This is a genomic window from Enterobacter cloacae complex sp. IR5418 (genome assembly GCF_049238105.1).
Taxonomy (GTDB): Bacteria; Pseudomonadota; Gammaproteobacteria; order Enterobacterales; family Enterobacteriaceae; genus Enterobacter; species Enterobacter hormaechei.
The window spans coordinates 1-12431 of sequence record NZ_JBMKHS010000029.1; the positions used below are offsets into that span (position 1 = coordinate 1).

The window sequence follows — 12431 nt, forward strand, 5'->3', positions numbered from 1 at the left end:
AAAACACAACCCGCTACGGGGGAGACTTACCCGAAATCTGATTTATTCAACAAAGCCAACCGAACCCTATACCGCCATGATCGCAGGGAAACATAAATGAAAGAGCGAATCGCGCAGTTGAAATCGCGCTATCAGAATTATAGCGCCCGGGAAAAAGTGATTTTAAAACTATGTGCCGTCGCCATTTTCGGGGCTGCGGTGTATTACGCAGGAGTAATTCCCTTGGATAATATGATTCAAAATAGTAAGTCAACGCTAAAAAGACAAAAAGAGACGCTTAACTGGATGCGCAGTGAAATTGATAAAAATCATCTTCAGGTTCAGTTAGTCAAAACGGATAATCCACGCACGGTGGTGGAGAACAGCGCCCATGAAATTAATCTCTCGCTGACGGATGTGCGCCAGGAGGGACAAACATTATCCTTTGTCGTGAATCGCGTTAACGTTTATGAATTAAAAAGCTGGCTGCGCGAAATTAATCAGACCTCCGGCGTCAGATTACAGAAAATGAATCTTACGCCGGTGGATCATCTCAGCGATGTTAAAGCGCAGGTGGAGCTTACCTGGTCCAAATCCGCATGAATACCGTCGTGCTGATGTGGGATACCTGTCCGCTGGGTTTCCCGATAATGAGTGCGATCCTGGGGGGGATTGCAGGCAGTTTTCTGGGCGTCGTAGCCGAGCGTGTCCCGGGGATGGTGATGGAGGTGGAGGGGAGCGGCAATCTGCTTTTTCCGGCCTCGCACTGCCCCGTGTGTAAGCACACGCTTGCGGCGTGGGAAAATATCCCGCTGGTCAGCTGGCTTTTATTGCGCGGACGCTGTCACCAGTGCGGTACGGCTATCCCACTGCGGATATTTTTGGTCGAACTTTTCTCCGCGCTGTTTTGCGGCGTCACGGCCTGGGTTATGCCAGACCTTCAGTCGCTGTTTTCCTTATGGCTGCTGGCGGCGTTTTTACTGCCGCTGGCCATGATCGACTGGCAGCACCAGCTGCTTCCGGACTGCCTGACCCAGCCGCTGGTGTGGGCGGGGTTAGTGCTCCATGCGTTTGACCATACGTTGCCGCTACGCGACGCCCTGTTCGGCGCCGTGGCGGGCTATCTGTCGCTCTGGCTGCTCTACTGGGCTTTTCGGCTGATCGCCGGGCGCGAAGGTCTGGGTTACGGTGATTTTAAGCTAATGGCCGCGCTGGGGGCCTGGTGCGGCTGGCAGGCATTACCCTCCATTGAACTGGCGGCAGCGTTAAGCGGTATTGTCGGATATTTCGCCGCAAATAATTTAAATAAAAATAACCTCACTATTTCTTTCGGACCCTATCTCGCCTTTGCTGGAATAGTGGTGTTTATTAGTCAGCAGCTTACTTTCACATTTTAAATATACAGGTCAAGATTTTTTATAAATCTTTTTGATGGTGGAAGAGAAGGACGTCTCTTTGCGCTCAGTGTATCGTAAGGGATATAAGCTACACGGAATTGGGCTTGTATCTTTTAATGGAGGAATACAACGCAGCAAAAAAATCTATTTTTGTTCACGGCACTCAGGTTGGTTAAATACGCACTACGCGAAATGCATCCATGATCTCACGGAGAGACATGGGTTATTACGTTACGAATAAATTTATCAGGAAATAAAAATGAAATTTATGAAGCCAAAATATCTGGCGCTCTTTATTGCGGCGGCAACCAGCTCTGCATTTGCAGCAGCGCCGGGTGCACCGACGATCGGCTATGGCAATGACAAATTTGCCCTGGTGGAAGTGGATCAGGCTGCTCAGGATTATAACAATCTTGTCAAAGTGCATAACGATGGCGTGGATGTAAAAGTTGAGTGGAACGTCTGGAGTGGCGATGCGCCAACCTCAGCAAAAGTGCTGCTGGACGGACAGACCGTCTGGACCGGCGCTGGCGGCGCGACCGGCTCAGCAACGTTCAAAGTGAAAAAAGGTGGACGTTATCAGGAGCAGGTTGAAGTCTGTAACGCCAGCGGCTGTGCGAAAAGCGCCAGCAAGCTGATTATCGTGGCTGACACCGACGGTAGCCACCTGCTGCCGCTGAACACCACCATGCAGGAAAACAACAAGGCTTTCGCGAAGCACACCGATAAAGTGGTTGCAGCCTATTTCCCGGAATGGGGCGTTTACGATCGTAACTTCCCGGTTGATAAAATTCCTGCGGCTAACCTCAACCACATTCTGTACGGCTTCATTCCAATCTGTGGCGGTGACGGCATTAACGATGGCCTGAAAACCGTTGAAGGCGGCAACAGCTTCCGCGTGCTTCAGAACGACTGTAAGGGCCGTCCTGACTATACCGTGGCGATCCACGACCCATGGGCTGCGCTGCAAAAACCACAGGCTGGCGTCTCCAACTGGGACGACCCGTACAAAGGTAACTTTGGCCAGTTGATGGCGCTGAAAAAAGCACATCCTGACCTGAAAGTGCTGCCATCTATCGGCGGCTGGACGCTTTCCGATCCGTTCTTCCACATGGGCGACCCGGCTATCCGTGCACGCTTTGTCTCGTCTGTGAAAGAGTTCCTCCAGACCTGGAAATTCTTTGACGGCGTGGATATCGACTGGGAATTCCCAGGCGGCGGCGGTGTGAGCGAAAACCTGGGCAACCCGCAGCAGGATAAAGCCACCTATACCGCACTGATGCACGACCTGCGCACCATGCTGAACGAGCTGTCTGCACAGACGGGCCGTACCTATGAACTGACCAGCGCCATCGGTGCAGGTCGCGATAAGATCGAAGACGTGGATTACACTGCCGCTCAGCAGTACCTCGACCACATCTTCCTGATGAGCTACGACTTCTACGGCGGCTGGAGCAACACCGTTCTGGGCCACCAGGCTGCGCTGCGTGCGCCAGCATGGCGTCCGGACACTGACTACACCACTGAAAATGGCGTTAACGCGCTGCTTTCTCAGGGTGTACAGCCAGGCAAGATCGTTGTGGGTGCGGGCATGTATGGCCGCGGCTGGACCGGCGTACATGGCTACACCGGTAACAATCCATTCACCGGTACTGCGACCGGTATGGTGAAAGGGACCTGGGAACCAGGCGTGGTTGACTATCGTCAGATCGTCAACGAATACAAAGGCAAACCAGGTTGGGAATACGGCTACGACGCGGACGCGGAAGCGCCTTACGTCTTCAACAAAACTACCGGCGACCTGATCACGTATGAAGATGCGCGTTCAACCACGGCGAAAGGTAAGTATGTTCTGGCGAATAAACTGGGCGGCCTGTTCGCATGGTCTATCGATTCTGACACCGGCGACATCCTGAACGCGATGAACGAAAGCCTGCTGGGCGGTTCTACTCCGGTTGATCCGGTGGTGACTAACCATGCGCCAATCGCTTCATCTGCGGATCAGAACGTTTCTGGCCCGGCAACCGTCACGCTCGATGGTTCTGCTTCCAGCGATCCTGATGGCGATGCGATTACCTACAAATGGACTCAGGTTTCTGGTCCGTCTGTCACCATCAACAACAGCACCAAAGCGAAAGCGACCTTCAACGTAGCGGCCGCGACGACCGACCAGACCATGACGTTCCGTCTGACGGTAACGGATGCAAAAGGCCTGAGCAACGCGATTGATGTGCAGGTTGTGAACAAAGCGCCGAAAGCGAACCAGGCGCCGGTTGTGAACGCGATGGAAGCGGTAACGCTTCAGGCGGGTGAAACCTATTCTCTGCATGCACAGGCTGCCGATCCTGACGGTGACGCGCTGACCTACGCCTGGAGCGTACCAGCAGACATGCACGCCACCGGTACTGATACCGCGAACGTGAGCATTACTGCGCCAGACGTGACTTCTACCTCTACCTATACCCTGAGCGTAGTGGTCGGCGATGGTAAAACCAGCGTGCAGTCTAACGTGCAGGTTACTGTGAATCCGAAACCGGCTGACGTAACGCCACCGACTGATGACGTGACCCCACCAGCTGACGACGTAACACCTCCGGCTGATGACGTAACTCCGCCATCTGACGAAGGCTCTGCAACGAACAGCTGCGACGCACCTGTCGATGCTAACGCCAGCAAATATGCTGCGTGGGATGCCAGCAAGATCTACAACAATGGCGATACCGTAAGCTTCGACCATCTGGTGTGGAAAGCGAAGTACTGGACGCAGGGCAACCAGCCTGGCTTCGGTGTGGATGCCTGGGAACTGGTCAGCAACGTGAAGATGAACTGGCGTTCTGACATGGTTTATAACGGCGGCGAGACCACCACTTACGAAGGTAATGTTTACCGTGCGAAATGGTGGACCAGCGGTGATAACCCAGCTAACAGCGACGTATGGGTGAAAGAAGGTCCTTCAACAGACTGCAAATAATCTAACCCATTAATAACTCCCCCTCTTAAAGGGGGGAGTTATTCAAAATTCATTTTACAGGATGTTGCTAAGGAGAAATAACCGAAACTGTCAGCAGGTAAAAATGAAAAAATTGATTTTGTTGTTATTGATAATAAGCCAATGCGCACTGGCAAACTGTTGGGATAAAGCGGCGCATTATTATCATGTCGATCCTTATTTACTGTACGCGATAGCGAATGTGGAATCCGGAATGAACCCGTATGCGGTTGGGCAAAACCGTGATGGCACGCGGGATGTCGGGCTGATGCAAATCAACAGTTCGCATTTTACGGCGCTGGAAAGCAGAGGTATCGACGAATACCGGTTAATGACGGAGCCGTGTACGTCCATCATGGTGGGCGCTTCAATCCTCTCCGGCATGATCAAGGTATATGGCTATAACTGGGAGGCCGTGGGTGCCTATAACGCCGGATTGAAAAAAGAAAATTATCCGCAGCGAATGAAATATGCCCGTAAGGTCTGGACCAAATACCAGCAACTGAAATTAGCAGCACGTTATTAACGTTTTTTATTTTTGAAGAATTCCTGAAGGTGTTCTTCGAAAAGTGAAAACAGCTGAATGTGGTTTATGTATTAACGGAATAATACCTAAACCGGTTTTTTAACATTTAATTTGATACGAACAGGAATATTGATATGAACAAAAGGACGTTACTGAGTGTACTCATTGCCGGAGCCTGCGTGGCGCCATTAATGGCCCAGGCTGCAAATCTGAAGGAAACCAGCAGTGAGCCGTACACCATCAAAGCCAGCGATCTGGCGAAGAAAGAGAAGGAATTGACGGATTTCCCTCTGATGGCTTCGGTTAAAGAGACCATTCAGACGCTGGATAACGCCCAGGTCGAACTGATTGAGCCAGGCCGCGCGGCGAACCCGGAAAACGTAAAACGCGTTGAAGGGATCGTGAAAGCCAGCGACTGGGAATATCTCTTCCCGCTGCGTGCTCAGGCATACACCTACAGCAACTTCCTGAAAGCAGTAGGTAAATTCCCTGCGCTGTGTAAAACCTATAACGACGGCCGCGACAGCGACGCGATCTGCCGCAAAGAGCTGGCAACCATGTTTGCTCACTTTGCCCAGGAAACCGGCGGCCACGAAAGCTGGCGTCCGGAAGCCGAATGGCGTCAGGCGCTGGTGCACGTGCGTGAAATGGGCTGGAGCGAAGGGCAGAAGGGCGGCTATAACGGCGAATGTAACCCGGACGTCTGGCAGGGTCAGACCTGGCCTTGCGGTAAAGATAAAGACGGTGACTTCCTGAGCTACTTTGGTCGCGGTGCGAAGCAGCTGTCTTACAACTACAACTACGGTCCATTCTCTGAAGCGATGTACGGCGACGTGCGCACCCTGCTCGACAAACCTGAGCTGGTAGCGGACACCTGGCTGAACCTGGCGAGTGCGATCTTCTTCTTCGCCTATCCACAGCCGCCAAAACCAAGCATGTTGCAGGTTATCGACGGCACGTGGCAGCCGAACGATCGCGATAAAGCCAACGGTCTGGTCCCGGGCTTCGGTGTGACCACCCAGATCATCAACGGCGGCGTTGAGTGCGGCGGCCCGACTGAAATTGCACAGTCTCAGAACCGTATCAAGTACTACAAAGAGTTCGCGAACTACCTGAAAGTGCCTGTTCCGGCGAACGAAGTGTTGGGTTGCGCCAACATGAAACAGTTCGACGAAGGTGGCTCTGGCGCCCTGAAGATTTACTGGGAACAGGACTGGGGATGGAGCGCAGATACGCCGGACGGTAAGACCTACTCTTGCCAGCTGGTGGGCTACCAGACGCCGTTCAGCGCATTCAAAGACGGTGACTACACCAAGTGTGTACAGAAATTCTATAACGTGAACATCGTTAACGACGACGGTTCTGCCGTGACGCCGGACGAAACTCCGGTAACGCCAACGCCAACGCCAGCACCGGCACCGTCCGAAGATGAAACGCCAGCACCGGCGCCAGCGCCTGTTCCGGACGAAACCCCGGTTGAACCGGTTGCGGTAAACCACGCACCGGTTGCGCAGATTGCGGGTCCGATCGGCGCAGTGGAAGCGGGTGCGCAGGTTTCTCTGAGCGCGGAAGGTTCTACCGATCCAGACGGCAACAAACTGACTTACACCTGGCGTTCACAGGACGGTCAGACTGTTACCGGTCAGGACAAAGCGGTCGTGACCTTCGCGGCACCTGAGTCTGCAACGGCGCAGCAGTATGAAGTTAGCCTGACCGTCAGCGATGGCGAGCTGAGCAGCACCACCTCTTACCTGCTGAACGTTAAGGCGAAGGCGTCAACGCCATCCGAAGGCGACACGTCTTATCCTGCGTGGAGTGCGAACAGCAAGTACAACGCGGGTGATATCGTGAATAACCACGGTAAACTGTTCCAGTGCAAACCGTTCCCGTACAGCGGCTGGTGTAACAACGCGCCAGCGTACTATGAACCGGGCGCAGGCCTGGCCTGGGCTGAAGCCTGGACGGCTCTGTAAAAGCGAAACGGCAACCCTCGGGTTGCCGTTTTAGTATTTGCACTTTCCCCTCACCCTAACCCTCTCCCCGGAGGGGCGAGGGGACGGTACGGTGGCACTACCAGGCAAAAACGCTAGCGATGAAGCTTCCCGTGATCGCGTAACCACGCCGCCGTGCGCACAATGCCTTCATCCAGCGAAACAATCGGCTTATACCCCAGCTCGTTTTCCGCCCGCGAAATATCCAGCGTAAAATCAAAGTTGAGCTTCGATACGCCGTAGTGCGTCAGCGCAGGCTCTTTGGCGGATTTACTGCCAAAGCGCTCCATGCTGCGGGCGATCATATCCAGCATCGGGTAGGGAACGGAACGGATCCGACAGTCGATCTTTAACTCGTCAATCAGTCTTTGCACAATGCTGCGCAGGGTACAGGGTTCGCCGTTGGTGATGTTATACGCGCGCCCCGACACCAGCTTATCGCAGTCCGGCTGGCTCGCCAGCCACATGGCGTGAACGGCATTTTCGTAATAGGTCATGTCCACCAGCGCATCGCCGCCGCGCGGTAAGAGCACGCTGCCGTAGTGGTGCATCATCTGCGCAAGCCGTGGAATAAATACCTTGTCGTGCGGCCCGAACAGGCTCTGCGGACGCAGCACGGTAAAGCGGGTGTGCGGGTTTGACTGCGCCAGCAGGTCAATCACCTCTTCGCCCGCCGCTTTACTGCGGGCAAACTCACAGGCAAAGCGTGCCGGGCGGAAATCTTCCTGAATATCACGATGGTGGTGATAGTCGAAATAGAGCGACGGGGAGGAGATATGAATAAAGTTACGCACGCCCCAGGCAACGGCCCATTCGCCCAGACGACGCGTAGCGCGCACGTTGGCGAGGTCGAAGGCTTCCTGCGTGCCCCACGGGGAGGTAAAACTGGAGCAGTGCCACAGCGTGTCGATACCGGCGAGCATCACCTTCGCCTGCGAGGAGACCAGCTCCGTCAGATCGGCATGGACAAATTCAGCGCCCATTTTTTGCAGGAGTTTACCCATCGCCTCATTGCGACCGGTGGCCCTCACGCTGATGCCCTTGTTGCGCAGAAACTCGACCGCATTTCGGCCTAAGCCGCTGGTCGCCCCGGTAACCAGTACCTTCATAACAATCCACTGTGTTGAAAAGAATTTCGTGCGCATTCTTTCGTGAATTACGATGTGTTGCAATGGGAAAGGTGAAAGAAAAAGCGTTTTATTTACTTACCTTCCTGCTTTTGTTCTGCCAGTTGCGCAATCCGTTTCGCCATTCCGCGGAAGATAAACAGGTGTGCCGGGATCATCAGCAACCAGTAAAACAGACCCGGCATTCCGTGCGGATGCCACCATGCCCGAACGTCCAGTTCACGATGGTCGCCTTTGTCCTTTAGCGTAAAGCAAAGCCGACCTAACCCCGGGGCTTTCATGCCGAACAGCAGCACCAGCTGTTTTTCTGGCTCGACAATAATCACCTTCCAGCTATCAACAGCATCGCCCACCTGAAGGTACGGATGCGCCGGGCGACCTTTTGCCAGCCGGTGACCGACCAGCAGATCCAGCGCGCCGCGCGTTTGCCAGAGGATATTGCCGAAGAAATAGCGTTTTTTGCCGCCGATCTGGTTCACCACCTCCCACAGCGCGTGAAGGCTGGCAGAGGTTTTTACCGTGCAGCCCGCCTGTTTCGGGTAATAGCCGTACTCGGGCCGCCAGCGGGCAAAGGCCTGCGCGTCGTAGCCCCAGTCGCTGGAGTTGACCAGCTTCTCTTCCTCTTTGAGCGTGTTGCGTACCGCGTCGTCGAAGCGGATCAGTTCCTGAGGGATCAGCGCACGCAGCGCGCGATCGTCCGCCAGCAGATCGTGCTTCAGTCCCTGGATCAGCGCTTTGGCGGTCGTCGGGGGAACCGAGGTGATCACATTCAAAAACCACACTGAAATCCAGCGGGTTGGAAAGGGGACGGGCACCAGCCAGCGGCGGCGGTCGCTGACGCGCATAAAATGTTCGAACTGCTCCTGGTAGCTCAGGACTTCAGGGCCAGCGGCTTCCAGCACGCGATGCTGCTCCGCCGGGTGATCCAGCAGCGCAACCAGATAATGCAGTAAATTCTTCAGCGCAATGGGCGTGGTGCGCGAGCGTACCCAGCGCGGCGGCGTCAACACTGGCAGGTTGTAGACCATATCGCGCATCACTTCGAACGCGGCGGAACCCGCGCCGACGATGATCCCCGCCCGCAGTTCGGTAACGGGTATATTAGCGCTGCGCAATGTGTCTGCCGTCAGCTGGCGGGCGCGCAGGTGGTCGGACTGCTCGTGTTCGGGCGCCTGGAGCGAGCTTAAGAAGATCACCTGCTTCACCGGCGTTTGCAGCAACGCATCGCGGACGTTCATCGCCACCTGACGCTCGTGGGCGATAAAATCGCCGCCTTCGCCCATGCTGTGAACAAGATAGTAAAGCGTATCGACCCCTTCGAGCAGCGCAGGAAGCTCCTTCGGCCAGTTAAGGTCAACGTTGTGACAGGCCACGCCAGGCAAATGTAGCTTTTGCAGGCGCTCAGTGTTGCGTGCCGCTGCCAGCACCTGGTGCCCCTGCTGGCTTAACGCCGTGGTCAGATGCTGACCGATATACCCGCTGGCGCCGAGCACCAGAATACGTTGCGGCACGCTATGCTCCTTAACGCTGTAAAAACGTCTGCCAGTGTTTCACCACCTCGGTCAACTGCTCGCGGTTAACGTTAAGATGCATCACCAGTCGCACGACCGGGGAGGCGTTGATCAGCACGCCATGGGCCTTCATAAATTCGCCCAGCGCGGCGGCATGCTCGTCACCCACGCGTACAAACAGCATGTTAGTGTCGTGACGCATGACATCAGCGCCGATTTCACGCAACTGCGTTGCCATCCACGCCGCATTGTCGTGATCGTCCTTCAGGCGAGACACGTTATTTTTCAGGGCGTAGAGTCCGGCAGCCGCCAGAATACCCGCCTGACGCATGCCGCCGCCGGTCATTTTACGCCAGCGGTTGGCGCGCCTGATGTAGTCCGCATTGCCGACCAGCAGAGAGCCCACCGGCGTACCCAGACCCTTAGAGAGGCAAATGGTGAACGAGTCGCAATATTGCGTAATGTCTTTCAGCTCGCAGCCGTACTCCACCACGGCGTTAAAGATTCGCGCGCCGTCTACGTGCAGGCCGAGCTTGCGCTCGCGGGTAAAGTCCCATGCGGCCTTGAGGTATTCGCGCGGCAGGACTTTACCGTTATGGGTGTTTTCGAGGCTGAGCAGTTTGGTGCGGGCGAAGTGAATATCGTCGGCTTTGATTTTTGCCGCGACTTTATCCAGCGGCAGGGAGCCGTCCGGCGCGGCATCAATCGGCTGTGGCTGGATGCTGCCGAGCACCGCCGCACCGCCAGCTTCGTACAGGTAGTTATGCGCCCCCTGGCCGACGATATACTCTTCGCCGCGCTCGCAGTGGCTGAGCAGCGCCACCAGGTTAGCCTGCGTGCCAGTGGGCAGGAACAGGGCGGCTTCTTTACCGCTCAGTTCTGCCGCATAACGCTGGAGTTCGTTGACCGTCGGGTCATCGCCGTAGACGTCGTCCCCGACCGGGGCGGCCATCATCTCTTCGAGCATGGCACGGCCCGGACGGGTAACGGTATCACTACGTAAATCAATCATTTCACATCCCTTTAATTTAAGAGGTCTTGTGAAATGTTTTACCTGAGCCAGTTGGTTTTTGCCAGTTCGATCACTTCATCACCGCGCCCGCTGATGATAGCGCGCAGCATGTAGAGGCTAAAACCTTTGGCCTGTTCCAGCTTGATTTGAGGCGGGATCGCCAGCTCTTCTTTGGCGACCACCACATCCACAAGCACCGGACCGTCGATGGAGAAGGCGCGTTGCAGGGCATCGTCCACCTCGGAGGCTTTCTCTACCCGAATGCCGGTGATGCCGCAGGCCTCGGCAATGCGGGCGAAGTTGGTGTCGTGCAGCTCGGTGCCCTCCGTGAGGTAGCCCCCGGCCTTCATCTCCATCGCCACGAAGCCCAGTACGCTGTTGTTAAAGACCACGATTTTCAACGGCAGCTTCATCTGCGCCACTGACAGGAAATCTCCCATCAGCATACTGAACCCGCCGTCGCCGCACATCGCCACCACCTGACGTTCCGGTGCCGTCGCTTTTGCGCCCAGCGCCTGGGGCATGGCGTTGGCCATCGAGCCATGGTTAAACGACCCAAGCAGGCGACGTTTGCCGTTCATTTTCAGATAGCGTGCGGCCCAGACGGTGGGGGTGCCCACGTCGCAGGTGAAGATGGCATCGTCGTCGGCGAAGTGGCTGATCTGCTGTGCCAGATACTGCGGGTGGATGGCTTTATCGCTCGGTTTGGCGAGGTCGTCCAGCCCCTTGCGCGCATCACGATAGTCGCTCAGGGCTTTATCGAGGAATTTACGGTCCGTTTTTTCTTCCAGCAGCGGCAGCAGGGCGGCGAGGGTGGATTTAATATCGCCGATAAGCGCCATATCCACCTTGCTGTGCGCGCCAATGCTGCCGGGGTTAATGTCGATCTGGATAATTTTGGCATCCGTCGGGTAGAACGCGCGGTACGGGAACTGGGTGCCGAGCAGGATCAGCGTATCGGCGTTCATCATGGTATGGAAGCCGCTGGAAAAACCGATCAACCCGGTCATGCCGACGTCGTACGGGTTATCGTACTCAACGTGCTCTTTCCCGCGCAGGGCGTGAACAATTGGCGCTTTCAGCTTGCCGGCAAATTCTACCAGTTCTGTATGTGCGCCAGCGCATCCGCTGCCGCACATCAGGGCGATATTGCTGGAGTATCGCAGCAGTTGCGCCAGCTTTTTCAGCTCTTCATCGGCAGGGGTAATGGTTGGCTGTGGCGCAGAGTACCAGTGGGTGGTGGCGGTTTCAGGGGCGGCCTTCAGCGCCACGTCTCCCGGCAGTACAACCACCGAAACACCGCGATTCAGGACTGCTTTACGCATGGCTATCGCCAGCACCTGCGGGATCTGCTCCGGCGACGACACCAGTTCGCAATAGTGGCTGCATTCACGGAACAGCTCCTGCGGATGCGTCTCCTGAAAATAGCCGCTACCGATTTCGGATGACGGAATGTGAGCCGCAATCGCCAGCACCGGCACGTGGTTGCGGTGGCAGTCGAACAGACCGTTGATCAGATGCAGGTTTCCCGGCCCGCAGGATCCCGCACAGACGGCGAGTTCGCCCGTAAGCTGCGCTTCGGCACCTGCGGCGAAGGCGGCGACCTCTTCATGGCGGGTGGGCATCCATTCAATGGTCTTCATCTTGTTGAGGCTATCGCTGAGTCCGTTCAGAGAGTCGCCGGTGACGCCCCAGATACGCTTGACGCCAGCTTGCTCAAGGGTTTTCGCTATGTATGCAGCCACGGTTTGTTTCATGGTTGTCCATCTCCTTTATGTGATATCGCTTACAAGCTTAGAAGAAAGTGACTGTATTGCCTGCTCTATACCCCTCAATTAAAAGTGGTTTTCCTGCGCTATTATTCAGCATGATCTGGTCATCGACTGGATGAAAACAGAT

At 55.5% G+C, this 12431-nt stretch carries 9 protein-coding genes; 5 read left to right on the forward strand and 4 right to left on the reverse strand.

Translation table 11 applies throughout. The features are described from left to right. The first annotated feature begins 96 nt into the window (after positions 1–96). The 5 genes from gspM to ACOTX7_RS18700 all read left to right on the forward strand — a co-directional run bounded on the left by gspM (position 97) and on the right by ACOTX7_RS18700 (position 6864). On the forward strand, positions 97–582 hold the full coding sequence (gene gspM, locus ACOTX7_RS18680; protein WP_000664395.1) for a type II secretion system protein GspM: 486 nt from the start codon (positions 97–99) through the stop codon (positions 580–582). Further along, on the forward strand, positions 579–1376 hold the full coding sequence (locus ACOTX7_RS18685; RefSeq protein WP_221813628.1) for a prepilin peptidase: 798 nt from the start codon (positions 579–581) through the stop codon (positions 1374–1376). The genes gspM and ACOTX7_RS18685 overlap by 4 nt, the downstream gene beginning before the upstream one ends. A 259-nt stretch (positions 1377–1635) precedes the next feature. After that, positions 1636–4347, forward strand: a complete 2712-nt coding sequence (locus ACOTX7_RS18690) for a glycosyl hydrolase family 18 protein (RefSeq protein ID WP_221813629.1) — start codon at positions 1636–1638, stop codon at positions 4345–4347. Positions 4348–4450: 103 nt separating this feature from the next. Continuing rightward, positions 4451–4891 carry a type III secretion system invasion protein IagB gene (iagB, locus tag ACOTX7_RS18695; RefSeq protein WP_221257150.1) on the forward strand — a complete coding sequence of 147 codons (441 nt, stop codon included), beginning with the start codon at positions 4451–4453 and terminating at the stop codon, positions 4889–4891. Positions 4892–5025: 134 nt separating this feature from the next. After that, positions 5026–6864: a glycoside hydrolase family 19 protein gene (locus tag ACOTX7_RS18700; RefSeq protein WP_421626144.1), complete on the forward strand. Its 1839-nt coding sequence runs from the start codon at positions 5026–5028 to the stop codon at positions 6862–6864. Positions 6865–6977: 113 nt separating this feature from the next. Here the strand turns inward: ACOTX7_RS18700 and ACOTX7_RS18705 are convergent, their stop codons facing one another. The 4 genes from ACOTX7_RS18705 to poxB all read right to left on the reverse strand — a co-directional run bounded on the left by ACOTX7_RS18705 (position 6978) and on the right by poxB (position 12289). Beyond that, positions 6978–7991: an NAD-dependent epimerase/dehydratase family protein gene (locus ACOTX7_RS18705; RefSeq protein ID WP_032673746.1), complete on the reverse strand. Its 1014-nt coding sequence runs from the start codon at positions 7989–7991 to the stop codon at positions 6978–6980. Positions 7992–8083: 92 nt separating this feature from the next. Next, positions 8084–9520: an SDR family oxidoreductase gene (locus ACOTX7_RS18710; RefSeq protein ID WP_221257152.1), complete on the reverse strand. Its 1437-nt coding sequence runs from the start codon at positions 9518–9520 to the stop codon at positions 8084–8086. Positions 9521–9530: 10 nt separating this feature from the next. After that, the gene (ltaE, locus tag ACOTX7_RS18715) at positions 9531–10532 is read right to left on the reverse strand and encodes a low-specificity L-threonine aldolase (RefSeq protein WP_221257153.1); all 1002 of its coding nucleotides are present in this window, start codon (positions 10530–10532) and stop codon (positions 9531–9533) included. Between the two features lie 38 nt (positions 10533–10570). Further along, entirely contained in the window at positions 10571–12289 is a 1719-nt protein-coding gene (poxB, locus tag ACOTX7_RS18720) for a ubiquinone-dependent pyruvate dehydrogenase (protein ID WP_221257154.1), read from the reverse strand. Positions 12290–12431: the final 142 nt, after the last annotated feature.